The sequence below is a fragment of the Pseudomonas sp. JDS08PS003 genome, assembly GCF_045013505.1.
GTDB lineage: Bacteria > Pseudomonadota > Gammaproteobacteria > Pseudomonadales > Pseudomonadaceae > Aquipseudomonas > Aquipseudomonas protegens_B.
This window is the reverse complement of sequence record NZ_CP120724.1, coordinates 664426-690161: the sequence shown is the minus strand read 5'-3', so window position 1 is coordinate 690161 and position 25736 is coordinate 664426. Positions and strand designations below refer to the sequence as shown.

At 62.3% G+C, this 25736-nt stretch carries 18 protein-coding genes; 6 read left to right on the top strand and 12 right to left on the bottom strand.

Annotation, left to right across the window (positions count from 1 at the left end; all coding sequences use genetic code 11):
- Position 1 precedes the first annotated feature (1 nt).
- The 11 genes from P7C00_RS03115 to glnE all read right to left on the bottom strand — a co-directional run bounded on the left by P7C00_RS03115 (position 2) and on the right by glnE (position 14006).
- Positions 2-898: an antimicrobial resistance protein Mig-14 gene (locus P7C00_RS03115; protein WP_346634523.1), complete on the bottom strand. Its 897-nt coding sequence runs from the start codon at positions 896-898 to the stop codon at positions 2-4.
- Positions 898-2028 carry a glycosyltransferase gene (locus P7C00_RS03110; protein WP_404938117.1) on the bottom strand — a complete coding sequence of 377 codons (1131 nt, stop codon included), beginning with the start codon at positions 2026-2028 and terminating at the stop codon, positions 898-900. The genes P7C00_RS03115 and P7C00_RS03110 overlap by 1 nt, the downstream gene beginning before the upstream one ends.
- The gene (locus P7C00_RS03105) at positions 2012-3769 is read right to left on the bottom strand and encodes a carbamoyltransferase (RefSeq protein ID WP_346634521.1); all 1758 of its coding nucleotides are present in this window, start codon (positions 3767-3769) and stop codon (positions 2012-2014) included. The genes P7C00_RS03110 and P7C00_RS03105 overlap by 17 nt, the downstream gene beginning before the upstream one ends.
- A gap of 202 nt (positions 3770-3971) precedes the next feature.
- Positions 3972-5426: a lipopolysaccharide kinase InaA family protein gene (locus tag P7C00_RS03100; protein WP_346634520.1), complete on the bottom strand. Its 1455-nt coding sequence runs from the start codon at positions 5424-5426 to the stop codon at positions 3972-3974.
- On the bottom strand, positions 5426-6178 hold the full coding sequence (locus P7C00_RS03095; protein ID WP_346634519.1) for a lipopolysaccharide kinase InaA family protein: 753 nt from the start codon (positions 6176-6178) through the stop codon (positions 5426-5428). The genes P7C00_RS03100 and P7C00_RS03095 overlap by 1 nt, the downstream gene beginning before the upstream one ends.
- A complete protein-coding gene (locus tag P7C00_RS03090; RefSeq protein ID WP_404938116.1) occupies positions 6175-6909 on the bottom strand; it encodes a lipopolysaccharide kinase InaA family protein in 735 nt (244 codons plus the stop codon). Before P7C00_RS03090 ends, P7C00_RS03095 begins: the two co-directional genes overlap by 4 nt.
- The gene (gene rfaP / locus P7C00_RS03085) at positions 6909-7715 is read right to left on the bottom strand and encodes a lipopolysaccharide core heptose(I) kinase RfaP (RefSeq protein WP_404938115.1); all 807 of its coding nucleotides are present in this window, start codon (positions 7713-7715) and stop codon (positions 6909-6911) included. Before rfaP ends, P7C00_RS03090 begins: the two co-directional genes overlap by 1 nt.
- Positions 7712-8836: a glycosyltransferase family 4 protein gene (locus tag P7C00_RS03080; RefSeq protein ID WP_404938114.1), complete on the bottom strand. Its 1125-nt coding sequence runs from the start codon at positions 8834-8836 to the stop codon at positions 7712-7714. Before P7C00_RS03080 ends, rfaP begins: the two co-directional genes overlap by 4 nt.
- Positions 8836-9897: a lipopolysaccharide heptosyltransferase I gene (waaC, locus tag P7C00_RS03075; RefSeq protein WP_346634515.1), complete on the bottom strand. Its 1062-nt coding sequence runs from the start codon at positions 9895-9897 to the stop codon at positions 8836-8838. The genes P7C00_RS03080 and waaC overlap by 1 nt, the downstream gene beginning before the upstream one ends.
- Position 9898: 1 nt before the next feature.
- Entirely contained in the window at positions 9899-10933 is a 1035-nt protein-coding gene (waaF, locus tag P7C00_RS03070) for a lipopolysaccharide heptosyltransferase II (protein WP_404938113.1), read from the bottom strand.
- Between the two features lie 133 nt (positions 10934-11066).
- Complete coding sequence (gene glnE, locus P7C00_RS03065) at positions 11067-14006, bottom strand: bifunctional [glutamate--ammonia ligase]-adenylyl-L-tyrosine phosphorylase/[glutamate--ammonia-ligase] adenylyltransferase (RefSeq protein WP_346634513.1); 2940 nt, start codon at positions 14004-14006, stop codon at positions 11067-11069.
- A 383-nt stretch (positions 14007-14389) separates the two neighbouring features.
- Here glnE and aceE point away from each other — a divergent pair, with 383 nt between their 5' ends.
- The 4 genes from aceE (at position 14390) to msrA (ending at position 22671) form a co-directional block, all read left to right on the top strand.
- Positions 14390-17035, top strand: a complete 2646-nt coding sequence (gene aceE / locus P7C00_RS03060) for a pyruvate dehydrogenase (acetyl-transferring), homodimeric type (RefSeq protein ID WP_123473066.1) — start codon at positions 14390-14392, stop codon at positions 17033-17035.
- Positions 17036-17046: 11 nt separating this feature from the next.
- Positions 17047-18945, top strand: coding sequence for a dihydrolipoyllysine-residue acetyltransferase (gene aceF, locus P7C00_RS03055; RefSeq protein WP_404938112.1), 1899 nt, complete (start codon positions 17047-17049; stop codon positions 18943-18945).
- 310 nt (positions 18946-19255) lie between these two features.
- A complete protein-coding gene (locus P7C00_RS03050; RefSeq protein WP_346634511.1) occupies positions 19256-21949 on the top strand; it encodes an EAL domain-containing protein in 2694 nt (897 codons plus the stop codon).
- A gap of 74 nt (positions 21950-22023) precedes the next feature.
- Positions 22024-22671, top strand: a complete 648-nt coding sequence (gene msrA, locus P7C00_RS03045; protein ID WP_404938111.1) for a peptide-methionine (S)-S-oxide reductase MsrA — start codon at positions 22024-22026, stop codon at positions 22669-22671.
- Between the two features lie 61 nt (positions 22672-22732).
- Here msrA and P7C00_RS03040 read toward each other — a convergent pair whose 3' ends face one another.
- A complete protein-coding gene (locus P7C00_RS03040) occupies positions 22733-23569 on the bottom strand; it encodes a 23S rRNA (adenine(2030)-N(6))-methyltransferase RlmJ (protein ID WP_346634509.1) in 837 nt (278 codons plus the stop codon).
- A gap of 260 nt (positions 23570-23829) precedes the next feature.
- Here P7C00_RS03040 and P7C00_RS03035 point away from each other — a divergent pair, with 260 nt between their 5' ends.
- On the top strand, positions 23830-25101 hold the full coding sequence (locus tag P7C00_RS03035; RefSeq protein ID WP_346634508.1) for an aminotransferase class V-fold PLP-dependent enzyme: 1272 nt from the start codon (positions 23830-23832) through the stop codon (positions 25099-25101).
- Between the two features lie 110 nt (positions 25102-25211).
- Positions 25212-25706: a DUF2165 domain-containing protein gene (locus P7C00_RS03030; protein ID WP_346634507.1), complete on the top strand. Its 495-nt coding sequence runs from the start codon at positions 25212-25214 to the stop codon at positions 25704-25706.
- Positions 25707-25736: the final 30 nt, after the last annotated feature.

Sequence of the window (25736 nt, the reverse complement as noted above, 5' to 3'; positions counted from 1 at the left end):
CTCACACCTGAAAAACCGGCACAGGATTGCACCAACGGTCCTTGTACTCACGGTCGGCGCGACCGAAGGAGAAACGCAGCGGTTTGTCCAGGGCCCGAGCCTGTTCCCAGGCACTCTGGGTGTTGAGGAAGCTCAGCACGCTACCCGGACTGAACTCACGCGTCTGCGGGTCAACACCGCCGTTGACGTACTCCACACTGATCCACTGCGGCGCTTCGACCCGGTAGATCAACTGCACGGCAATCGGCGCATCGTTGAGGAAAATCACCGAGCCGATCAGCAGCTCGCGCAAGCGTTCCAACACCTCGGCCATACGTTCGGCGCCAGTGGCCGGAAAGCCCCAGCGGCGCTGGAACAGGTCACAGTAAATGGCCGCCAGTTCAGCACTGGTGAAATCACTGACCGCGCGCACCACTCCGCCCGCCTCTTCCAGCAGACGCAGTTCGCGACGCTGGTTGTAGCGAAATTTCTTCGACAGCTCTTCAGGGGTACGGGCCATGGCCAATTGTTCGGCCTGAGGCTTGAGGGTGCTGAAGCGCCCTTCGTTAAGCGCAGAAAGGTAACGCCCGCGATGACGCAGCGGCACCTGGGCATCGGCGGCGGCCGGCAGGATCAGCTCGGCATTGCCGATGTCGAACAAGCCCTTCTTGCCGGCTCGCTTGAGCACGTCCTTGGACAGCGCCAGATCCCGCCCCCAGGTGGCAATGGCCGCCTGCAGATGGCCGTCCTGTTCCCAGGCCAAATAACGCACGGGAATCTGCGCCAGGTCTGCCAGTTGCTCCACCACCAGCGGATGAGTCGCCACACTGCCACCAAACCGCTGCCAGGCCTCGGCATAGGTCGACGCATCAATGACTGACCAGCCACGTTCGCGCCAGCCTTGAAATCGATTGAGCATCAGCCCCTCGCGGTCAGATCGGTGACTTGCGGCAAACGCCAGAACACATCGCGTACAGCACGGTCGGAGAAACACTCGCGCAGGCGGTCGAGCATCAGTTCGGCACAGACCCGGCGCTGATGATCATCCATCGCGGCCAGGTGCTGCAGCCCTTGGGCCATATGCTCGGCGTCTCCCAGAGGAAACAGAATGCCCACGCCCTCTACCACTTCCTTTGCACCACCACAGGCGGTGGCCAGCAACGGCACACCGGCCGCCATGGCTTCCAGCAGGACCATGCCAAAGGGTTCGTGATCGGAGCTCAAGGCAAATACGTCGAACGCACGGAAATAGCGCCGAGCCTCCGGCACCTGCCCGAGGAACAACACACGATCAGCCACACCCAGTTCACGGGCCAGGGATTTCAGATCCTTCTCCAGGCGCCCGGTCCCCAGAATTGCCAGCTGACTCTGCTGAGGCAATTGCGGCACGGCGGCGGCAAAGCCCCGCAGCAAAGTGGCCTGATCCTTGTCCGGGTGCAGGCGTCCGACGTTGCCGACAATCCAGGCATCCGCGGACAGACCCAGCTCACTGCGGGCCTGGGCCGCGTCCAACTGGCTGGCCTGCAAGGCGTCCAGGTCGATGCGGTTGTACAACGTCTGGATTCGCGCCGCAGGCCATTTGGGCAGGCAGGCACGCATGTCGTCACGTACCGCGTCGGAAACCCCCAGCAGGCTCAGGCGCTTGCGAAACAGCCCGGCGAAAATCTGCCGGCTACGGCGCTTGTAGTCGGAAAACGCGTGATGAACTCCGATCACCGGCAAGGCGGTCCCCAGCAAGGCGATATAGATCGGCTTGAAGCGATGAGCGATGCAAAAACTGAAATTGCGCGAAGCGGCAATCTTGCGCAGGTCACGAATGGCACCCAGCTTGAGGCCACGAATGGCCTTGGAGCTGTATTCCATGAACAGCACTTCATCGGACGCACAGCCGGCAGCCACATCGGCATCGGCGGCCCCGGTGAGAAACACCGTGGTCACCCGATAGCCGCTGCCCGCGAACAGGTTGGCGTATTGCCGAGCGCAGTCCAGGAACGGCCCGTCATAGCCGTGGCAGAACTGCAGCACATGGCGTTCAGCCGAGCGTGTCATAAGGGTCCACGCCGTCTTTGACCACCAAAATGTCTTCCATGATCAGGTACTGCAGATCGGAACCGTAGAACATGTTCAGGGCGTCGGTCGGCGAGCAGATCATCGGCTCGCCACGGCGGTTCAACGAGGTGTTCAGCGACACGCCGTTACCGGTCAGGACTTCCAACGCTTTCATCATGTCGTAGTAGCGCGGGTTGTATTCGCGCTTGAGCACCTGAGCCCGGGAGGTACCGTCTTCGTGAACCACTTCCGGCACCCGGGTCTTCCACTCTTCAGCCACTTCGAAGGTGAAGGTCATGAATGGCGCCGGATGGTCGACCTTGATCATCTGCGGGCCGACAGTGTCGAGCATCGACGGGCAGAAAGGCCTCCAGCGCTCGCGGAATTTGATCTGCTCGTTGATCCGGTCGGCAACACCCGCGGCGCTCGGGCAACCGATGATCGAGCGACCGCCCAGGGCCCGTGGACCGAACTCCATACGGCCTTGGAACCAGGCCACCGGATTGCCATCCACCATGATCTTGGCGATGCGTTCCGGAGTGTTGTCGATTTGCCGCCAGGCCGGTTTGTTCGGGTGACGGGCACAGGCCGCGATCACGTCTTCGTTGCTGTAGGACGGGCCGAGATAGACGTGTTCCATCTTCTCTACCGGCACACCACGGGCATGGGACACGTACGCAGCAGCACCCACTGCAGTGCCGGCGTCGCCGGAAGCCGGCTGCACGAACAGCTCTTTGACTTCAGGACGGGCAATGATCTTCTGGTTCAGCTTGACGTTCAGCGCGCAGCCGCCAGCGAAGGCCAGCTTGCCGGTTTCCTTGAGGACGTCGCCCAGGTAGTGGTCGATCATCTGCAGGGCCAGTTTCTCGAACAGCGCCTGCATGCTCGCGGCGTAGTGGATGTACGGCTCGTCGGCGATGTCGCCTTCGCGCTTGGGACCCAGCCACTCGATGAGTTTTGGCGAGAAGTAGAACCCCTTGCCCTTCTCTTTGTAGCGACGCAGGCCAATGACGTTGGCGTAGTCAGTGTTGATCACCAGTTCGCCGTTTTCAAAGCTGGCCAGACGGGAGAAGTCGTACTTGCTGGCATCGCCATAAGGCGCCATGCCCATGACCTTGAACTCGCCGTCGAGCATCTCGAAGCCGAGGAACTCGGTGATAGCGCCATACAGGCCACCCAGGGAGTCCGGGTCGAAGAATTCCTTGATCTTGTGGATCTTGCCGTTTTCACCGTAGCCAAAGAAGGTGGTGGCGTACTCACCCTTGCCGTCGATCCCGAGGATCGCGGTCTTCTCCTTGAAACCCGAACAGTGATAGGCACTGGAAGCGTGAGCCAGGTGGTGTTCCACCGGCTCGATCTTGATCTTCTTCGGATCGAAACCCAATTGCTCCAGGCACCAGACGATCTTCTTGCGATAGCGCTTGTAGCGACGGTTGCCCATCAGGATCGCGTCCAGGGCGCGGTCCGGCGCATACCAGTACCGCTTGGCGTAGTGCCAGCGCGCCTTGCCGAACAGGCTGATAGGGGCGAACGGGATCGCTACCACGTCAACGTCGGAAGGTTTGATCCCGGCCTGCTCCAGGCAGAACTTCGCCGACTCGTAGGGCATGCGGTTCTTTGCATGCTTGTCGCGCACGAAACGCTCTTCTTCAGCGGCGGCAATCAGCTTGCCGTCGATGTACAGGGCTGCTGAAGGATCATGGCTAAGGGCGCCGGACAGGCCAAGAATCGTCAATGCCACAGGGGTCTAGCCTCGTTTAGTCTGCATGCGGGCGCAGTGCGCCTTGAAAATAAAGTGTGCTCGCAAAGGGGCGAGAAACAACGAAAGGGCGGGATTATAACGTAAAAGCAGGGGCAAGCCTCTAGCGGCAAGCGGCAAGCCAGGGCGCCGCATCCGCCACGGCCCACAGCCGCTGCCAGCAGCAGCGGCTATAGGTCGCAGATCAGGCCTCGGCGCTATGGACCGTTTTGGGCAGCCGCTGATCAATCACTTGATACAAATTGCTGCTTTCGGGCCAGTTGCGCATGAAACGTGCGCGGTCTCGGGCAAAAGCCGGAGCAAAACTGCTCAGACTGGAGTGCTGACACATGGAATCGAGATCGATCAGGGCCCAGCGATCTTCCTGCCAGAACAGATTGTGGCCCTTGAAGTCGCCGTGACTGATGCGCTCCTTGATCAACTGGGCAAACAGCTGATCCAGCGCCAGCAACTCCGACTCAGGCGCCTCGCCGCTGCCCACGAACGGCGCAAAACGCTCGATGATGTCCGGCCCCGGCAGGTACTCGGTCACCAGATAGGCCCGACGGCGCAACCACAGAAAACGCTGCTCCAGCACCGCCAGGGGCCTGGGCGTGGCAATCCCCAGGAATTCCAGGCGATTGCCTTCACGCCAGGAGTGCCAAGCCCGGCTCGGGCGCCAGAAACGCTTGAGCCAATGCGCCAAGCCCTTGATGTTGTAGCGTTTGACCACCAGGGTCCGCCCCGCGACCTCGACCCGACCAACGCTGGCGGCGCCACCGGTCTTGTACAGATGCCCCTGCTCCAGCAGGGCATCGGCCTGCTCCAGCACAGGCAGCATCGCCGCCTCTTCCTCGCGACGGATCGCCCGCAAGGCGAAAGGTCCGCGCTGCACGCTGAACAGCGTGCACTCACGGCCAACCTTGTTGAGAAAGTCCCGCAGGCGCCATCCACGTACCTTGCTCACCTGCTTTTCCAAAGCTTCCAGGGGCAAGGCATGCTCGGCATTGCTCAGCAGGTAATGCACCAGCAACTCTTCAGTGAAGGGCTCCAGGCTCTTGGGTAGCTGGGCGAAGAACACTCCCAGGTTTTCCAGGACCTTTTGCCGGGACAGGGGTTTGCCAGCCTCTTCGACACAGATCCCCGCGCCATCGATCAGGTGCAGCTTGCCGCCATGACGCAGCAGGTTGTCCAGGTGCAGGTCTTCCTGCCACAGGCCCTTGGCGTGCAGCAGGGCGATCGCCCCAAGCGCCTCAGCCAGCACGGCAGCCTGCTCATCGGCCAGCACCGGCAGCTTTTCCACCTGTTTCCAGGCATCGCCAAGGCTCTGTGCCCCTTCCAGGAACTCGAAGAGCAACCAGCCGCCCTCGCCTTCCTGCAAGCCGTCCGCCAGCAGCAGCGGCGTAGTCAGCCCCTGCTCCGCCAGCAGGCGTACGCCCTGCAATTCCCGCTGAAAATGCCGCGCAGCCTTGGGCCCCACCAGCAACTTGGCCAGCACCGGACGCCCACGCCAGACCCCGGCGCCAACATAGCGCTGCCCCGGCAGCACTCGCAGCAGGGTCAGCAACTGCAACTGTGCCGGGCCGGCGGCGTCCGCCAGCTCCAGACTCAGGGGCAGGGCCGGGCTGCGCCCGCTGTTTTTCAGCTCGGACAAACGCATCAGCGAGATTCCTTGTGACTGCTGCGAGCACTGAGGCGATCGGCCCAGGCGCCCACCAGGGAGCTGTCCGGGGGTTGATCCAGATAGGCCGCCAACAGGCAGCGCACTTCGTCGGCACTCCACACCGAAGCCCGGCGCAGCAAAGGTTCCAGGTCCTTGACCCGGTCGCGCTGACCGAACAGCAAGGGCCGGGTTTTCTCCAGGTCGATCAACTGCGCCTGATACCCCTCGCCATGGCCTTGCAGGAAAATATGCTTGGGATAGAAGCAGCCATGCACCTGACGCAGACTGTGCAGTTGCCGGGCCAGTTGCCCACAAGCCTTGAGCACCGCCTGGTGCTGAAGGTCACTGAGTTCATCCCAACGCAACAGCAGCGCATCCAGGTCGTCCCAACCATCCAGGGCCCGGGTCAGGAGTATGGCCCGGGACTCGCCATTGACCTTGCGCATGCCAAAGAACACCGCCTGCAACGCAGGAATGCCCAACTGCTGATAACGCCGGATGTTGCGAAACTCCCGGGCGAAACTCGGTTCGCCGAAAGGCCGATGCAGGGTCCGGGTCAGGTAGTTGGTCTGTCGCTTGAGATAGAACCCCTGCCCTTCCACATCCAGGCGAAAGACACTGCTGCTGCCGCCGCGACTGGTATTGGGCTCATCCACCGCATCCAATTGCGTGGTCCACAACTGGTCAAAAGTGCCGAGACCGTTACGCTCCAGTAGCGCACGCTCCTCGGACGCCAGAAAATCAGTCATTCGCGCCCCTCGAAAAATCTCACCACGTGGCGAATACGCTCCTTGTCGGCGGCACTCAGGCGATCGCGCTGGCGATACTGCAGATAGAAACGCAGGCGCTGAGTGGCCGACAGATGATATTTGGCCACCTTGTCCAGGCAGGCCAGGTCCTTGGTGATCCGGTACTTGAGCCAGAATCCACGCCAGAAATCGCCGTTCGGACAGTCGATCAGGTACAACCGATCCTGATCGTCGATCAGCAGGTTGCGCCACTTCAAATCGTTGTGGGTAAAGCGGTGGTCATGCATGACCCGGGTATAGGCCGCCAACTGACGACTCACCCCGTCGACCCAGCGCCGATCCTTGAGCCGCGGATCGTTGCGGTCGGCCAGCACCGACAGGTCCTCGGTGCGCGGCAGCTCGCGTGTGATCATCGCCCCCCTGGCATAGGCCAGGCCACGACGCTCCAGACCCCAGGCCACCACATCGGCAGTGGGAATGCTCCACTTGGCGAAGCGCTTGAGGTTCTGCCATTCGAACTTGACCCGGGGCTTGCCCAGGTAGCGCCGCAGGTTCTTGCCGGCACCGGTATAGCGCTTGACGTAGTAATTGACGCCGGCACGCTTGACCCGAATGACCTCAGACAGAGGGTCCCGGGTCAGATGCTCGCCCTGCAGGGAAAATACCGCTTCCAGACTGCCGAAGTCTTGCGCCAACTCGTGATAGGCGGGGTCCAGGTTCCAACTCGCCATCAGAGTGCGTCTCCGTACCGCTGCTTGCGTGCATAGAGTTTTTCCGCCTTGCCTTCGAGCCAGGACAGCAGCGCCGCTTCTTCGGCGAGGATCTGCCGCAGCGGCTGCTGGAAATAGCCCTTGAGGAAGCGCAACTTGTCGCGGCGCGTCAGGCCGATATCCAGGGCGGAGAAATACAGGGCTGCCAAGTCCTTGTTGCGCCAGCGCAGGGTGATCTTCGCCCGGGTCTGGGCACGATGCAGGTCGATCACCGAAAGTTTCAGTTCAGCGGGCGTGATGGGACGGTCGGTGTGCAGCAGGAAATGGCAGATGTAGCAGTCGCGGTGATTGACCCCGGCACGATGCATCGTGCCGGTCATGCGCGCCACTTCGGCGATCAGCGCCCGCTTCAGAGCAGGCGCGGGCGGCTGCTTGACCCAGTCGATACTGAAGTCTTCAAGGCTGACGGTGGGCGCCAGCTCCTCGGTAACGATGAACGAGTGCTGGTCCGCCGGGTTGCTGCCGCGCTCGCCGTAGGCCACGGCCGTCATGGTCGGCACGCCAACCTGATGCAGACGCTCCAGCGCCCGCCATTCCTGGCCGGCACCCAGCACCGGCAGCTTGGCGGTGATCAGGTTCTTGACGATCTCGCCCCAGCCAATGCCACGATGGATCTTCACGAAATAACCGCGACCCTCGACTTCCGTACGCAAGGTACGGCGCGCTTCCAGCTCACGGTAGACCTGGCCCTTGAGCCCCTCGACTTCGGCGAACGCATCACGTCCTGCCCAGAGGGTCTTGAAGGGTTCGGCAAGCATCAACTTCATCGGTGTTGCTCCGCCAGAATCACATCCGCAGCGTGCTGCGGCATGCTGTAAAGGTCGGCCGTCTCGGCGAACGCCAGGCCATTACGGCTCCAGGTCGCGCGTGCAGCGTCGTCGGTCAACAGGGTGGTGAGGTATTGATTGAGCTGCGCCTGCTCGAACGGCTCATCCAGCACCAGGCCGCTTTCGGCCTCGGCGATGTAATGGGCGTAACCGCAGACCGCGCTCACCAGCACCGGCAAGCCAGCCACCAGGGCTTCAAGCAGTACGGTGCCGGTATTTTCGTTGTAGGCCGGATGAATCAGCAGGTCGGCCCCCAGCAGGAAACGCGGGATATCACTGCGCCCCTTCATGAACTGCACCTGGTCGCTCAGCCCCAATGCAGCACTTTGTACCTGGAATACCTTGGGGTCGTCCTGGCCGATTACAAACAGCCGGGTGCGTTTTTTCAGCGCCGAGGGCAACGCTGCCAACGCCTTGAGGCTGCGATCCACACCCTTGGTCTTGAACCCGGAGCCGATCTGCACCAACAGCAGCTGGTCATCCTTCAAGGCGAACTCACGACGGAACTCGGCGCGGATCTCGGCGGCGTTGGCAGGTGCCCGGCGGTCCTGGGCAATGCCCGGCGGCAGCAGGTGGAAGCGCTCCAGCGGGGTGTCGTAATGCTTGATGAACAGCGGCTGCTGGACCTCGGAGATCATCAGGATCTCGGTCTTGGCGTCCTTGGCGAACACCGCCCGCTCGTACTCGGCGAAATGCCGGTAGCGACCCCAGCGACGGTACAGGGAGTGCCGCAGGTTCTGCGCCTTGTCCTCGAAGCAGCCGTCGGCGGCGTAGTACACGTCCAGCCCCGGCATCTTGTTGAAGCCGATCAGCCGGTCCACCGGACGCTTGGCCAGGTCGGCCTCCATCCAGGCGCTGAGTTTTTCGTTGCGACGATGGTTGAACAGCGCCTTGACCGGCGCTACCAGCACTTCGAAGCCGGGAGGCACGTCGCCTTCCCAGATCAGGGTGTAGACGCGGATCTGGTGCCCGCGGCGCTGGCACTCCAGGGCTATGCGCACGAAGTCGCGCTGCAGGCCGCCGAAGGGGAAATACTTATAAAGGACAAAAGCCAATTGCATCAGCGCGGCTCCTCAGCCAGTAACAAGGTGCTCAGTCGGCTGGCGACACGCTCGGGGTTCAGGCGAGTGAAGCACAGTGGCCACTCGCGTTTGATGTCATAGCGCTGCTGATCCACAGCGGTGGGCTGGTAGGTGCATTTCTTCTGCAGGCACGGCGCACAGGGGAAGTTGCTCCCCAGGTGAATCTGCACCTTGCCATAGGCGCCGGTCAGGCCCGGGTTGGTGGGGCCGAACAGCGAAATGGTCGGAACATCCAGAGCGGCGGCAAGGTGCCCGAGACCGGTGTCCACGGCCACGCAGGCCTGGGCGTCAGCCAGCACCTTGGCGACTCCGGCCAGGTTCAGCTTGGGCAGTACCGTGGCGTTTTTCAGGCCATTGGCGATACGCTCCGCCCGGGCCTTCTCGGCAGCATTGCCCCAGGGCAGCTTGACCTCGACCCCGAGCATGCCCATGCGCTCGGTCAGTTCGCGCCAATAGGCCTCAGGCCAATGCTTGGTGTCCCAGGTGGTGCCATGGAGAAACAGCACAAAAGGCTTCTTGCGCGGCAACTCCACCAGCTTTTCGACATTCAGGCCATAGTCACCCAGCCCCTGGGGCAAGTCGTAGCCCAGGGCCACGGCGAACAGTTGGCGCACCCGCTCCACCGCATGCTGCCCACGGGCTACCGCCAGGCGCCGCGAGTAGAAACGCGAAGCCAGGGGTTCACGGGCAGAGTGCTTGTCCAGCCCCGCCACCGGGGCGCGCACGTAGCGGGTCAGCCAGGCGCTTTTCAACAAGCCCTGGGCATCGATCACCAAGTCGTACTTGGTCGAGCGCACGCTCTGTTTGAAACGCCGCCACTCGCCGCTCTTGATGGTCTGCCAGAGGTTCTTGCGCCAGCGACGGATCGCCACCGGAATCACCTTGCCTACCGCCGGATGCCAGGAGGGAATCTCAGCGAAGCCTTCTTCCACCACCCAGTCGAACTTGATCCCCGGGATCGCTCGCGCGGCATCGGTAAGGGCCGGCAATGCATGAATCACATCACCCAGGGAGGAGGTCTTGATCAACAGTACCCGCAACTTACTGGACCTCGACCACAGTGCCCTGCAACCGCTGCAGGGCTTCGTTCACCGGCTGCGGCAGAAGTTGGCGCAGGCAGTTGTAATGACCGAAACGACAAGTGCGATCGAAACACGGACTGCACTCGATCCCCAGGCGCACCACTTCGACCTGATCCGCCAGGGGCGGAGTGAAGCCCGGGGAGGTGGAGCCATACACCGCCACCAGCGGGCGATTCAACGCGGCCGCCACGTGCATCAGCCCGGAGTCGTTGGACACCACCGAATCGGCACAGGACAGCAGGTCGATGGCCTCGGCCAGGGAGGTTTCGCCGCTGAGATTGGTCGACTCCTCGCGCAACCCGGGAATCAGCCGTCCGCGGATTTCTTCACCCACCGCGTGATCGTTCTTCGAACCGAACAGCCAAACTTGCCAGCCCTCGCGGATCTTGGCCTCGGCCACCTGGGCGTAATGCTCGGACGGCCAACGCTTGGCCTCACCGAACTCCGCTCCGGGGCACAACGCCAGCACCGGGCGATCCAGGCTCAGGCCAAACTTGGCCAGGGCCGCCTCGCGGCTTTGCGGATCGATCTGCAGGCTCGGGCGTGGATAGGGCTGAGGCAATTCGGCGCCCGGCTCATAGGCCAGGGCCATGAAACGCTCGATCATCAACGGGTAGCGCTCTTTGTCGAGCTTGCGCACATCGTTGAGCAGGCCGTAGCGGAACTCGCCACGCCAACCGGTGCGTTTGGGGATACCGGCAAAGAACGGTACCAGGGCTGACTTCAGCGAGTTGGGCAACAGAATGGCCTGATCGTACTGACCGGCCAGGGACTTGCCGATACTCCTACGGGTCGCCAGTTCCAGGGCACCGTGACCAAGAGGAAAGCTCAAGGCCCGACGCACCTGGGGCATGCGCTCCAGGATCGGCCGGCTCCACTCGGGGGCCAGCACGTCGATCTCGCATTGTGGATGACGCTGTTTCAGGCACTCGAAGAGTGTCTGCGCCATCACCATGTCACCGACCCAACTGGGCCCAACGATCAGAATATTCATGTGGTTTCCATAAACGAGCCGGGGAGGCATACGCCTCCCCGCCTCGAGAATCCAGCACCGCGGCCTTCACCGTCGGTTCAGTTGGGGCGAGCCTCGCAGCCCGCCGAATACAATTGCGGCCGCATTATGCCGTTTAGCTTAGCCCCAGCTCGCGCCAAATTCGTAACACTTCCCGTCGTTCGGTCACGAATTGATCACCGTTAATGATTCCAGCCTCATTCTGCAACGCCTGACGGTGTGCCGCGGAACGGTAGGCCTTGTAGACCTCGCGCAGCAGGCTGGCATCGCTCGCCGGCAGCAGCCCGACCTGCTCCAGACCTTCCAGAATGCGGATGTTATCGGTGTAACGCAGCAATGACGGGTGCTCTTCGGACCACGCCAGGGCCGCGTATTGCACCATAAATTCGATATCGACGATACCTCCGGCGTCCTGCTTGAGGTCGAACGGCGCCGTGGCTTCGAAGGCGTTGGCCGCGGTTCCGGCGGCAGTCAGGCGACTGCCCAGGTTGTCGCGCATCTTGGCCCGCATCTCGCTGACTTCCTGACGCAGCTTGGGCAGGTCGCGTTTTTTGCCCAGCACCACGGCCCGGACCTTTTCAAAGGCCTGGCCGACATCCTGGCTGCCCACCAGCACCCGCGCCCGTACCAGCGCCTGATGCTCCCAGGTCCAGGCCTCGTTCTCCTGATAACGGGCAAAAGCGCCCAAGGAACTCACCAGCAGACCCGAAGCGCCGGACGGCCGCAGGCGCATATCCACTTCGTACAGCTGGCCGGAGTTGGTCTGAGTGGTCAGCAGATGGATGATGCGCTGCCCCAGCCGGGTGAAGAACTGCGCCCCATCTATGGGTTTGGGCCCATCGGTTTCCGCTTGGGGATCACCATCATGGATGAACACCAGATCCAGGTCGGAACCGTGGCCCAGCTCGATGCCACCGACCTTGCCGTAACCGACGATGATGAAGCCCGGATCACACAAGGTGCCGTCGCTGCGCTGTGGCGCGCCGTACTTGGCTACGGTCTGGCGCCAGGCCAGGGCCAGCACCTGCTCCAGAATCGCCTCGGCGAGCCAGGTCAGGTAATCACTGACCTTCATTAAAGGCAGGCTACCGGCGATTTCCGAGGCGGCCACCCGCAAACGGTGAGCCAGCTTGAAGTGGCGCAGGGCCTCCATCTGCTGCTCCAGGTCGTCCTCGGGAATTCGCGTCAGGCGCTCGCGCAGTTCGGCTGCCAGTTCCGGCGCCAGGGGCGGCTTGAACAGGCGCCCCTCGTTGAGCAACTCGTCAAGCAGCAGAGGGAAACGGGTGATCTGCTCGGCAATCCACGGACTGGCCGCGCACAGGGTCAGCAAGCGGCGCAAGGCGCCCGGGTTTTCGGTGAGCAATACCAGATAGGCCGAACGCCGCGCCACCGCCTCAACCAGCGGCAAGACCCGCTCCAGGACCAGGTCCGGATTGGCATGTTCGACAGCCTGGGCCAGCAGCCGCGGAATAAAGGCGTCCAGACGCTCACGCCCCAGGCGCTGCATGGCCCGCAACTGCGGACTGCCGCGCAAGCTGGCGAGAGCCCGCAGGGCCTTGGGCGCATCGACAAAGCCGCCCTCCTGCAGCTGTCGGCAGGCGGCCTCCTCGTCCTGGGCTTCCTCCCACAACGGCAACCACTCACCTCCCACCACCACTTCGCTTTCAGCGCCTTCGTCTTCATCGGGATCGGCAATCACCTGGCGGAAGTGCCACTCCACCCGCCCGCGCCAGTACATCAATTGCTCATGGAAGGCGCTCCAGTCGGCAAAGCCGAGCATAAAAGCGATCCGCGCCTGGTCCTGGGGATTGTCCGGCAGCATCTGGGTCTGCCGGTCGGCGATGGCCTGGATCGCATGCTCGGTGTAGCGCAGGAATTCGTAACCTTCACGCAACTCACTGATCACCGCCGCCGGCAAATAGCCCTGCCCCTCCAGGGTACCCAGTACCTTTAATAAAGGACGCTGCTGCAGGCTCAGGTCGCGACCGCCGTGAATCAACTGAAAGGCCTGGGCGATGAACTCCACCTCGCGAATGCCCCCCGAGCCCAGCTTGATATTATCGGCCATGCCCTTGCGCCGGACTTCCTGCTGGATCAGTTGCTTCATGGTGCGCAGCGCTTCGATGGCGGAAAAGTCCAGGTATCGGCGATAAACGAAGGGCCGCAGCATATCCAGCAATTGCGCCCCGGCCACCTGATCCCCCGCCACCACCCGGGCCTTGATCATGGCGTAGCGCTCCCAGTCGCGCCCCTGGTCCTGGTAGTACTGTTCCAGGGCATTGAAACTCAGCACCAGGGCACCGGCGGACCCGTAAGGCCGCAAGCGCATGTCGACCCGGAACACGAAACCGTCGACGGTCATGGGGTCCAGAGCCTTGATCAGACGCTGGCCCAGACGGATGAAGAATTCCTGATTGTCCAGGGGGCGCTTGACGCCCACCGTCTCGCCGCCTTCGGGATAGGCGAAGATCAGGTCAATGTCCGACGACAGGTTGAGCTCCACCGCTCCCAGCTTGCCCATCCCGAGAATGACCATCTGCTGGGGCTCGCCGCTGCGGCCACCAGTGGGCACGCCGAACTGCTGGCTGTGCCGCAGGTAGAGCCATTGATAGGCCTGATCGATACAAGCGTCGGCCAGGTCGGAAAGGTCACGGCAGGTTTGCACCAGATCCGCCCGCCGGGTCAGGTCGCGCCAGATAATCCGCACCTGCTGGCGAGTGCGCTGGCGACGCAGTACGCGCCCCAGTTGATCGTCGGTCTCGGCCGTTTGCACCGCCACTGCTATCTGCGCGCACAACTCACCCGCAGCAAAAGCCCGGTCCAGCTCACCGGAGCGCACCAGCTCCAGCAACATCAAAGGGTCACGCAGGCTCTGTTCAATAACAAAGTCGCTGGCGGCGCTGACCCGAGCAAACTCGGCCCAGCGCTCGGCGCTCCAATCCGCGACATCGGGGCCGCCTTCAAGGGCCGCCACCGCAGCGCGGAACGACTGCTCTGCACGGCTGACCAATGGCAGGAGAATCGCGGGGACTGGGGCAAGCGCGGGCAGACTCATGGGCTATCCTTGATCGGCGTGGAAAAGGCAGGCGGAGAGGGATATCGAGGGCAGGCAGCCTGATGGACTGTCGAACAAAAGTTAGAAATAGCTGAAAATAGGTTTTTTTTAGCAGGCGGCATTAATTTATTACCTATTCCCGTTAGTCACCGACCAACAGTAACGATTATTCTCACAACGCAGCAGGAGGCCATAAGCCGCTCTTCTGTAGTTTTACTACTCGTATATACATTCGAAAGGCTGAAATGGCCGACGATTTGTAGTAAAACTACACGCCGCCGGATCAACCTCCGGCAATCCAAGAATTTATAATCGTCTGCCCACAAGGCCAGTCGCAAACTCAGGCAACCGATTCTGGAAGCCTTTCCGCCCTGGAGCAAGCCATGCAAGACCTCGATCCCGTCGAAACCCAGGAATGGCTGGACGCCCTGGAATCGGTTCTCGACAAAGAAGGCGAAGACCGTGCTCACTATCTGATGACCCGTATGGGCGAACTCGCGACCCGCAGCGGCTCGCAACTGCCCTACGCCATCACCACGCCGTACCGCAACACGATTCCCGTCACCCACGAAGCACGCATGCCTGGCGACCTGTTCATGGAACGCCGCATTCGCTCGCTGGTACGTTGGAACGCGTTGGCCATGGTCATGCGTACGAACCTGAAAGATTCTGACCTGGGCGGTCACATCTCCAGCTTCGCCTCCAGCGCCACTTTGTATGACATCGGCTTCAACTACTTCTTCCAGGCCCCGACCGACGAACACGGCGGCGACCTGATCTACTTCCAGGGTCACGCATCGCCAGGCGTCTACGCCCGTGCGTTCATGGAAGGCCGCATCACCGAAGACCAGATGAACAACTTCCGCCAGGAAGTGGATGGCAACGGTCTGTCGTCCTATCCGCACCCGTGGCTGATGCCTGACTTCTGGCAGTTCCCGACTGTTTCCATGGGCCTGGGCCCGATCCAGGCGATCTACCAGGCACGCTTCATGAAGTACCTGGAAGCCCGCGGTTTCATCCCGGCCGGCAAGCAGAAAGTCTGGTGCTTCATGGGCGACGGCGAGTGCGACGAGCCGGAATCCCTGGGCGCGATCTCCCTGGCCGGCCGCGAGAAGCTGGACAACCTGATCTTCGTCATCAACTGCAACCTGCAGCGCCTCGACGGCCCGGTTCGCGGCAACGGCAAGATCATCCAGGAACTCGAAGGCGTGTTCCGTGGTGCCCAGTGGAACGTCAACAAGGTGGTCTGGGGCCGTTTCTGGGACCCACTGCTGGCCAAGGACGTCGACGGTATCCTGCAACGTCGCATGGACGAAGTCATCGACGGCGAGTACCAGAACTACAAGGCCAAGGACGGCGCGTTCGTCCGTGAGCACTTCTTTAATACCCCTGAACTCAAAGCGATGGTTGCCGATCTGTCCGACGACGAGATCTGGAAACTCAACCGCGGCGGCCACGACCCGTACAAGGTCTATGCGGCCTACCACGAAGCGGTCAACCACAAAGAGCAGCCAACCGTCATCCTGGCCAAGACCATCAAGGGTTATGGCACCGGCGCCGGCGAAGCGAAGAACACCGCGCACAACACCAAGAAAGTCGACGTCGACAGCCTGAAGCTGTTCCGCGATCGTTTCGACATTCCGGTGAAAGACGACGACATCGAGAACCTGCCGTTCTTCAAACCTGAAGAAGGCAGCGCCGAAGCCCGTTACCTGAGCGAGCGTCGTGCTGCACTGGGCGGTTTCGTACCTCAGCGTCGCGCCAAGAGCTTCAGCATCCCGACTCCGCCACTGGATACCCTCAAGGCCATCCTCGACGGTTCCGGCGACCGCGAAATCTCCACCACCATGGCCTTCGTGCGGATCCTCGCGCAGTTGGTCAAGGACAAGGAAATCGGCCAGCGCATCGTGCCGATCATCCCGGACGAAGCCCGTACCTTCGGTATGGAAGGCATGTTCCGTCAGTTGGGCATCTACTCCTCCGTCGGCCAGCTCTACGAGCCAGTCGATAAAGATCAGGTGATGTTCTACCGCGAAGACAAGAAGGGCCAGATCCTCGAAGAAGGCATCAACGAAGCGGGCGCCATGAGCTCCTTCATCGCTGCCGGTACTTCGTACTCCAGCCACAACCAGCCGATGCTGCCGTTCTACATCTTCTACTCGATGTTCGGCTTCCAGCGCATTGGCGACCTGGCCTGGGCTGCCGGCGACAGCCGCACCCGCGGCTTCCTGATCGGCGGTACCGCCGGCCGTACCACCCTCAACGGTGAAGGCCTGCAGCACGAGGACGGTCACAGCCACATGCTGGCCGGGACCATCCCGAACTGCCGCACCTTTGATCCAACCTACGGCTACGAGCTGGCGGTGATCATCCAGGACGGCATGAAGAAGATGACCGAAGAGCAACAGGACGTCTTCTACTACATCACCGTGATGAACGAGTCCTACCAGCAGCCAGCCATGCCGGCCGGTGTCGAGGAAGGCATCATCAAGGGCATGTACCTGCTGGAAGAAGACACCCGCGAAGCCGCGCACCACGTGCAGCTGATGGGCTCCGGCACCATCCTGCGTGAAGTTCGCGAAGCGGCGAAGATCCTGCGTGACGAGTTCAACGTCGCTGCCGACGTCTGGAGCGTGACCAGCTTCAACGAACTGCGTCGCGATGGCCTGGCCGTAGAGCGCAGCAACCGTCTGCACCCTGGCCAGAAGCCGAAGCTGAGCTACGTCGAAGAGTGCCTGAACGGCCGTAAAGGTCCGGTCATCGCCTCCACTGACTACATGAAGCTGTTTGCCGAACAGATCCGCCAGTGGGTGCCGTCCAAGGAATTCAAAGTCCTGGGTACCGACGGTTTCGGCCGCAGCGACAGCCGCAAGAAACTGCGTCACTTCTTCGAAGTAGACCGTCACTTCGTGGTGTTGGCAGCCCTGGAAGCCTTGGCTGACCGTGGTGACATCGAACCTAAGGTCGTGGCTGAAGCCATCACCAAGTTCGGTATCAACCCGGAAAAACGCAACCCACTGGACTGCTGAGGAGACTTTCTGTGAGCGAACTCATTCGCGTACCTGACATCGGCAGCGGTGAAGGTGAAGTAATCGAATTGATGGTCAAGGTCGGCGATCGCATCGAAGCCGACCAGAGCATCCTGACCCTGGAGTCGGACAAGGCCAGCATGGAAATCCCTGCGCCGAAGTCCGGTGTGGTCAAAAGCCTGAAAGTGAAGCTGGGTGACCGCCTGAAAGAGGGCGACGAACTGCTGGAGCTGGAAGTCGAGGGCGCCGCTGCTGCGGCCCCTGCACCTGCTGCTGCCGCTCCAACTGCCGCTCCTGCCGCTGCCTCGGTACAGCAGGTGCACGTGCCGGATATCGGCTCGTCGGGCAAGGCCCAGATCATCGAGATCCAGGTCAAGGTCGGCGACACCGTCGAGGCCGATCAGTCGCTGATCACCCTCGAATCCGACAAGGCCAGCATGGAAATCCCATCGCCGGCTGCCGGCGTGGTCGAGAGCATCAGCGTCAAGCTCAACGATGAAGTGGGCACTGGCGACCTGATCCTGGCCCTGAAAGTGGCCGGTGCTTCGGCTCCTGCCGCTGCCGCCCCGGCCCAAGCCGCCGCTCCGGCTGCCGCCGCGCCTGCACCAGCCGCTGCTCCAGCTGCGCCAGTGGCCGACAGCGTCCAGGACATTCACGTTCCGGACATCGGCTCGGCCGGCAAGGCGAAGATCATCGAAGTGCTGGTCAAGGCTGGCGACAGCGTGGTTGCCGACCAGTCGCTGATTACCCTCGAATCCGACAAGGCCAGCATGGAAATCCCATCGCCAGCCGCCGGCATCGTGGAAAGCGTGTCGATCAAGCTGGACGACGAAGTCGGTACCGGCGACCTGATCCTCAAGCTCAAGGTCAAGGGCGCAGCCCCGGCAGCCGCTCCGGCGCCTGCCGCTGCACCTGCCCCGGCGAAAGCTGAAGTTGCTCCTGCCGCCGCCGCGCCTGCCGCTGCTGCTCCAGTTGCCGCACCGGCCAAACCAGGCGCGAAAGTTCACGCCGGCCCGGCTGTGCGCCAACTGGCCCGCGAATTCGGCGTCGAGCTGAACGCCGTGAGCGCCAGCGGTCCGCACGGTCGCATCCTCAAGGAAGACGTGCAGGTCTACGTCAAGGCGATGATGCAGAAGGCCAAGGAAGCACCGGCTGCCGGCGCAACCGGTGGCGCGGGCATCCCGCCGATTCCGGTCGTGGACTTCAGCCGCTTCGGTGAAATCGAAGAAGTGCCGATGACCCGCCTGATGCAGGCCGGCGCCGCCAACCTGCACCGCAGCTGGCTGAACGTGCCGCACGTGACGCAGTTCGACTCGGCCGATATCACCGAGCTGGAAGCGTTCCGTGTTGCACAGAAAGCCGTGGCCGAGAAGGCCGGCGTCAAGCTGACCATCCTGCCGCTGCTGCTCAAGTCCTGCGCGCACCTGCTCAAGGAACTGCCGGACTTCAACAGCTCCCTGGCACCAAGCGGCAAAGCGATCATCCGCAAGAAGTACGTGAACATCGGCTTCGCCGTGGACACCCCGGATGGCCTGCTGGTACCCGTGATCAAGAATGTCGACCAGAAGAGCCTGCTGCAACTGGCGGCCGAGGCAGCTTCCCTGGCGGAAAAGGCCCGGACCAAGAAGCTCTCCGCGGACGAGATGCAAGGCGCCTGCTTCACCATCTCCAGCCTCGGGCACATTGGCGGCACCGGCTTCACGCCGATCGTCAACGCGCCGGAAGTGGCGATCCTCGGTGTTTCCAAGGCCACCATCCAGCCAGTCTGGGACGGCAAGGCCTTCCAGCCGAAGCTGATGCTGCCACTGTCCCTGTCCTACGACCACCGTGTGATCAACGGCGCGGCTGCCGCTCGCTTCACCAAGCGTCTGAGCGACCTGCTGGCCGACATCCGCACCATTCTGCTGTAACCGGCGTACCGGCCTGCCTCATGGGCGGGCCGGTAGCGCACGCTTTCCGAGCGCCACGCTCGTACCTCAACCCCGTCAATTTGGCGGGGCTTTTTTTTGCCAAAAAAACGTCGCCAATAGCCCGTCACCTGGGACTGCGAAAGGCCGAAAAAGTAACTTTGCAGAAATCCTTCAACCTGCCGATACAGGTTTATAGCACTTAGCCTTCATCTTACTTGTCAGTCGATGCCGCATGATGCAACCTTGCCGCAGGCAACAGTAAAGAGGGCGTGAGCCCGGCGCGATCAGCAATTTCGAAGCGAGTTTCCCCATGAAAAGCCAACCCGATGCCGCCAGCCGTATGGCGGCCGAGGTAGTGACGCAGTTGCCTGTGCCTTCGCGGCTCGGCATGTTGCGTTTCGAACGGCTGAATGAAGCTAGCTGGGCACTGCTGTTTCTCGATCCCAATTGCGAACGCCAGTTCGGCCTGCCCGCCGTCGAACTCTGCGCCCTGGTCGGCTCCCCCTATGCCAGCCTGATGGAGCCTGAGGCGCGTTATCAGCTGCACGACGCCATCCAGCAGCAACTGAGCACCAGCCCCCATTACCTGATCCGCTACACCTTGCACACCGGCCAGGGGCCCTTGAGCATCCTGGAGCTGGGGGAAGCCTACAAACAGCACAACCGGCACTTGCTGCGCGGCTACCTGCTGGTGGTGGAAGGCCTGTTCAGCGACGCCTCGCCAATGCCGACCGTGGACCTGGAAACCCAGAACACCCGCCTGCAGATCGCCCTGGAACTCAACCAGCGGGCCCAGCAGGAGCAGTTGCAGCATCTGGAACGGGTACGTGCGCAGCAGGACCTGATCCTGCTCCTGACGCGCCAGCGCTACAGCACCGGCAACTCCCTGAAGGAGGCCGCCGAGCTGATCACCCGCAGTGCCTGCGACATCTACCAGATCGACTGCGCCAGCATCTGGAACCTGGAAGACCAGCAACTCGTGCCGATCGCCGCCTACCACCGCGGCCCCCAGGAATACCGCATGCCGGAGTCCATCGACGCCAGCAGCTTTCCCGATTACCTGGAAGCCCTGCACAGCTGCCGCGCCATCGACGCCCAGAACGCCATGCGCGACCCGCGCACCCGGGAGATGGCCGAGAGCCTGCGCCCACGGGATGTGAATGCCATGCTCGACGCCAGTATCCGCATCGACGGCCAGGTAGTCGGCGTGCTGTGCCTGGAACAGACCGGCATGACCCGGGCCTGGCAGTCCGACGAGATCGCTTTCGCCGGCGAACTGGCGGACCAGTTCGCCCAGGTCATCAACAATCACAACCGGCGCGCCGCCACCAGCGCCCTGCACCTGTTCCAGCGCGCCGTGGAACAGAGTGCCAACGCCTTCCTGCTGGTCAACTGCGACGGCGTGGTGGAGTACGTCAACCCAAGCTTTACCGCGATCACCCAATACAGCACCGAAGAGGTTCACGGCCACCGTCTGTCCGAACTGCCGGCCCTGGAAAACCTCAGCGAGCTGTTGTTCGATGCCCCTTCCAGCCTGGCCAAGAGCAACAGCTGGCAAGGCGAGTTCAAGAGCCGGCGCAAGAACCTCGAGCCTTACTGGGGCCAGCTGTCGATCTCCAAGGTCTACGGCGACAATCGCGAGCTGACCCACTACATCGGCATCTACGAAGACATCACCCAGACCAAGCTTGCCCAGCAACGCATCGAGCGCCTGGCCTACACCGACAACCTGACCAACCTGGGCAACCGCCCCGCGTTCATCCGCAACCTCGACGAACGCTTCGCCCGAGACAGCGATACCCCGATCAGCCTGCTGCTGGTGGACATCGACAACTTCAAGCGGATCAACGACAGCCTCGGCCACCAGACCGGCGACAAGCTGCTGATCAGCCTGGCCCGACGCCTGCGCAACAGCCTGAGCCCCAGCGGCAGCCTGGCGCGCTTTGCCAGTAACGAATTCGCCGTACTGCTGGACAACACCGACCTGGAAACCGGGCAACAGATCGCCAGCCAACTGCTGATGACCCTGGACAAGCCGATGTTCGTCGACAACCAGCTGATCAGCGTCACCGGTTCCGTGGGCCTGGCCAGCGCGCCACTGCATGGCCGCGACCCCCAGACCCTGATGCGCAACGCCGGCCTGGCGCTGCACAAGGCCAAGGCCAACGGCAAGCATCAGGTGCAGGTCTTCACCGAAGCCCTCAACGCCGAGGCCAGCTACAAGCTGTTCGTCGAGAACAACCTGCGCCGGGCCCTGACCCAGAACGAACTGGATGTGTTCTATCAGCCCAAGCTGTGCCTGCGCAGTGGTCGCCTACTGGGCATGGAAGCGCTGCTGCGCTGGAACCACCCGGAAAAGGGCATGATCCGCCCGGACCAGTTCATCAGCGTGGCAGAAGAAACCGGCCTGATCATCCCCATCGGCAAGTGGATCGCCCGCCAGGCCTGCCGCATGAGCAAGCAACTGACCGCCGCCGGCATGGGCAACCTGCACGTGGCCATCAACCTGTCGCCCAAGCAGTTTTCCGACCCGGACCTGGTCGCGTCCATCGCCAGTATCCTCAAGGAAGAGCAACTGCCCTCCTCGCTGCTCGAGCTGGAATTGACCGAAGGCTTGCTGCTGGAAGCCACCGACGACACCCACCAACAGCTTGAACAGCTGAAAAAGCTTGGCCTGACACTGGCCATGGACGACTTCGGCACCGGCTATTCGTCCCTGAGTTACCTGAAGAAATTCCCCATCGATATCATCAAGATCGATCGCAGCTTCATCCACGAGATCCCCGACAACCAGGACGACATGGAAATCACCTCGGCAGTGATCGCCATGGCCCACAACCTGAAGATCAAGGTGGTCGCCGAAGGCATCGAAACCGCCGAGCAACTGGCATTCCTGCGCCGTCATCGCTGCGACGTCGGCCAGGGCTACCTGTTCGACCGGCCGATTCCCGGCACCGAACTGATTGCCAAGCTCAAGCGCTATCCTCGCGGCCCAATTGCCTGACAGCGCTGTAACACTCGGGCAAACTGCGTGTCTATCTTCTTACCGACTCCCCAACCTGAATGGAGGACCGACACATGGTCTTGCGCTCGGAAATACTGGTGAACAAAAACGTGCTTCCAACCAAAGAACAAGCTCTGCCCGGCCGCGAAACTCCCATGACCGTGCCCGAAGAACACTACGTCAACGGCAACCCGCTGCTGGGCCCATTTCCGGGCAATGTGGATTTCGCCATCTTCGGCCTGGGTTGTTTCTGGGGCGCCGAGCGGCGTTTCTGGCAGCGCGAAGGCGTGTTCAGCACCTGCGTGGGTTATGCCGGCGGTTTTACCCCGAACCCGACCTACGAAGAAGTCTGCTCGGGCCTGACCGGTCATACCGAAGTGGTGCTGGTGGTGTATGAGCCTGAAAAAGTCAGCTACAAGGAGCTGCTGGCGATGTTCTGGGAACTGCACAACCCGACCCAGGGCATGCGCCAGGGCAATGACATTGGCACCCAGTACCGCTCGGTGATCTACACCACCAACCCGGCCCAACTGGAACAGGCGCTGCACAGCAGGGACGTGTTCCAGGCGGAACTGACCAAGGCCGGCCTGGGCGACATCACCACTGAAATCGAAGAAGCCCCGACCGTCTATTTCGCCGAGGCGTACCACCAGCAGTACCTGGCGAAGAATCCCGAAGGCTATTGCGGGATCGGCGGCACTGGCGTGACCTGCCCGATCTGATTTTTTTGCCGGTAAGCCGGCCCCTACAACCTCCTGTAGGAGCTGGCTTGCCAGCGAACGCTTACTCGGCGATCAACCAGTCCATCTGCCAGCCGCCCTGGGTCTGGCCGAGCTTCTTCGACAGCCACGGCAGCAGCTCGCGCAGCTCCTCCTCCAGCCCCCAGGGCGGATTGGCAATCGCCAGACCCGAGCCATTGAGGCTGTTGGGCGTATCCAGCGGATGCACCAGCAACTCCACCCGAAGCAACTTCGGCGCACCGGTACCGGCCAGATCCTGATAGAAGCGCCGCAGGGCCCGCTGATCCTTCACCGGATACCAGATAGCCGCCACGGTCTGACGCATGCGGCCAATGGCTTCCTTCAACGACGCAGCGCAGCGCTGCATCTCGTCGAGCTGCTCGAAAGGCGGATCGATCAGCATCACCGCACGTTTCTCTGCCACCGGCAGCAACGCCCGGGCCACATGCCAGCCTTCCCCCAGGTGCACCGCCACGCGACGATCACCCTTCATGTTGTCCTTGAGCAGCAGCCCATCTTCCGGGTGCTTTTCGTTGAGCAGCACCCGGTCCTGGGAACGGGTCAGGCGCCGCGCCAGCTCCGGCGACCCCGGGTAGTAACGCAACTCACCATCGGGGTTCATCTTGTGCAGCACCTGCATGTAGTCGGCGGTCAACGCCGGCAGATCTGCGTCGCCCCACAACCGCGCAATGCCTTCCAGGTACTCGCCGGTACGGTTTGCCTGGTCACCCTTGAGGTCGTACAGACCGATGCCGGCGTGGCTGTCGAGGTAGGCGAACGGCTGCTCCTTGCGCGACATCAGAGCGATGAGGCGGGTCAGGGTCAGGTGTTTGAAGACGTCGGCGTGATTGCCGGCGTGGAAGGCGTGACGATAGTTCATGGTTGCTCCTGCGCAGGAGCGCAAGTTTACCTTGTGCCAGGGACCGCGTCAGGACACGCCATCGCATTTGCAGGCGCAAACCCGCTGCCATCTTGCCCATCTGTCACGCCTATTGGACACTGACGCGCCCGCTCGCGGCCAAGCGAGGGGTACATCAAGCGGTTGCTGGCGACTCAGACACACGGGACCACCGACTGCTGCGCGGGCACACGACCTGCCTGGCTGTGCTCATTAATGGATTATTTCTGAGTCGAGGATTTATGAAAGACGCAACGATTGCGCTGCACCATGGATTCAAGTCGGACCCGACCACCAAGGCCGTGGCCGTGCCCATCTACCAGAACGTCGCCTTCGAATTCGACAACGCCCAGCACGGTGCCGACCTGTTCAACCTGGATGTGCCCGGCAATATCTACACCCGCATCATGAACCCCACCAACGATGTGCTGGAACAGCGCATGGCCGCCCTGGAAGGCGGGATTGCCGGGCTGGCGGTGGCCGCCGGCAGTGCTGCCATCCACTACGCAATCCAGACCCTGACCCAGGCCGGGGACAATATCGTCTCCACGCCACAGTTGTACGGCGGCACCTACACCCTGTTCGCCCACCTGCTGCCGAGCTTCGGGGTCGAAGTACGCTTTGCCCGGGATGATTCGGCCGAAGCCATTGCCGAGCTGATCGACGACAAGACCAAGCTGGTGTACTGCGAGAGCATTGGCAACCCGGCGGGCAACATCGTCGATATCGAGGGCCTGGCCCAGGCCGCCCACGCTCGTAACGTACCGCTGATGGTGGACAACACCGTGGCCACGCCGATCCTGTGCAAGCCGATCCAGTTCGGCGCCGACATCGTGGTGCACTCGGTGACCAAGTACGTCGGCGGCCACGGCAACTCCCTGGGCGGGGTGATCGTCGACAGCGGCAACTTCCCCTGGGCCGATCATCCGCAGAAGTTCGCCAGCCTCAATACCCCGGAGCCGGCCTACCACGGCGTGGTCTATACCGAGAAGTTCGGCCCGGCGGCCTTTATCGCCCGGGCCCGCACCGTGCCCTTGCGCAACACCGGTGCGGCACTGGCGCCGATGAACGCCTTCCTGCTGCTGCAAGGCCTGGAGACCCTGGCCCTGCGCATGGAACGCCACACTGACAACGCCATCAAGGTGGCGCAGTTCCTCAAGGACCACCCGCTGGTGGCCTGGGTCAGCTACGCCGGCCTCGCCGATCATCCGCACCATGAACTGGCGCGCAAGTACATGCAGGGCAAGCCATCGGCGATCCTCTCCTTCGGCCTCAAGGGCGGCTACGCCGCGGGCGTGCGCTTCTATGACGCGCTGCAGATCTTCAAGCGCCTGGTGAACATCGGCGACGCCAAGTCCCTGGCCTGCCATCCGGCCTCCACCACCCACCGGCAAATGAACGAAGAAGAGCAGGCCAAGGCCGGCGTCAAGCCAGAGATGATCCGCCTTTCAGTCGGCATCGAGGCCATCGAGGACTTGCTCGAGGACCTCGACCAGGCGCTGAAACAAGCTTGATCCATCGGCCCTGGCAGCAGACGCCAGGGCCTTCACCCACCGCGTTGGCACCGACGCATCCACCCCCAACCAGCCCCCAGGATCATTACTCACCCTCAAAGGAACCCAACATGATTGTGCGTTACGTAAAAATCACCATGACCCTGGCGGTGGCGGCTTTCGCCTTGCTGGTGGCTTACAACAACATCAGCGACTACGGCTCCAACTTCGCCTTTGTCCAGCATGTACTGAGCATGGACAGCGTGTTCCCCGGCAACACCGCCACCGACCGCGCGCTGACCCTGCCCCTGCTGTGGAATGTCGGCTACTGGCTGATCATTACCGGCGAGGCCCTGACCGGCGTGCTGCTGGTCGTTGGCGCCTTGCACCTGTGGCTGGCTCGGCACGGTGTCGCCAGCTACTTCAACCGGCGCAAACGCTGGGCGATTGCCGGCTTCTGCCTGGGCTTCTGCGTCTGGTTCTTCGGCTTCATGGTGGTGGGTGGCGAGTGGTTCATGATGTGGCAATCCCAGACCTGGAACGGCCAGGACGCGGCCTTCAAGTTCTACATGGCGATCCTTGGTGTGTTGATCTTCCTCAACCAGCCCGACGCTGAACTGCACTAAAAAAAACGGCCCGCTGCGGTAACGCAGCGG

Excerpts from the sequence above, each read along its gene's own strand:
- aceE (WP_123473066.1), top strand. The coding sequence starts at position 14,390 with ATGCAAGACCTCGATCCCGTCGAAACCCAGGAATGGCTGGACGCCCTG.
- P7C00_RS03040 (WP_346634509.1), bottom strand. The coding sequence starts at position 23,569 with ATGAACTATCGTCACGCCTTCCACGCCGGCAATCACGCCGACGTCTTC.
- P7C00_RS03115 (WP_346634523.1), bottom strand. The coding sequence starts at position 898 with ATGCTCAATCGATTTCAAGGCTGGCGCGAACGTGGCTGGTCAGTCATT.
- P7C00_RS03080 (WP_404938114.1), bottom strand. The coding sequence starts at position 8,836 with ATGCAATTGGCTTTTGTCCTTTATAAGTATTTCCCCTTCGGCGGCCTG.
- P7C00_RS03100 (WP_346634520.1), bottom strand. The coding sequence starts at position 5,426 with ATGCGTTTGTCCGAGCTGAAAAACAGCGGGCGCAGCCCGGCCCTGCCC.
- P7C00_RS03090 (WP_404938116.1), bottom strand. The coding sequence starts at position 6,909 with ATGGCGAGTTGGAACCTGGACCCCGCCTATCACGAGTTGGCGCAAGAC.
- P7C00_RS03030 (WP_346634507.1), top strand. The coding sequence starts at position 25,212 with ATGATTGTGCGTTACGTAAAAATCACCATGACCCTGGCGGTGGCGGCT.
- P7C00_RS03035 (WP_346634508.1), top strand. The coding sequence starts at position 23,830 with ATGAAAGACGCAACGATTGCGCTGCACCATGGATTCAAGTCGGACCCG.
- P7C00_RS03110 (WP_404938117.1), bottom strand. The coding sequence starts at position 2,028 with ATGACACGCTCGGCTGAACGCCATGTGCTGCAGTTCTGCCACGGCTAT.
- P7C00_RS03095 (WP_346634519.1), bottom strand. The coding sequence starts at position 6,178 with ATGACTGATTTTCTGGCGTCCGAGGAGCGTGCGCTACTGGAGCGTAAC.
- msrA (WP_404938111.1), top strand. The coding sequence starts at position 22,024 with ATGGTCTTGCGCTCGGAAATACTGGTGAACAAAAACGTGCTTCCAACC.
- glnE (WP_346634513.1), bottom strand. The coding sequence starts at position 14,006 with ATGAGTCTGCCCGCGCTTGCCCCAGTCCCCGCGATTCTCCTGCCATTG.
- waaF (WP_404938113.1), bottom strand. The coding sequence starts at position 10,933 with ATGAATATTCTGATCGTTGGGCCCAGTTGGGTCGGTGACATGGTGATG.
- rfaP (WP_404938115.1), bottom strand. The coding sequence starts at position 7,715 with ATGAAGTTGATGCTTGCCGAACCCTTCAAGACCCTCTGGGCAGGACGT.
- P7C00_RS03050 (WP_346634511.1), top strand. The coding sequence starts at position 19,256 with ATGAAAAGCCAACCCGATGCCGCCAGCCGTATGGCGGCCGAGGTAGTG.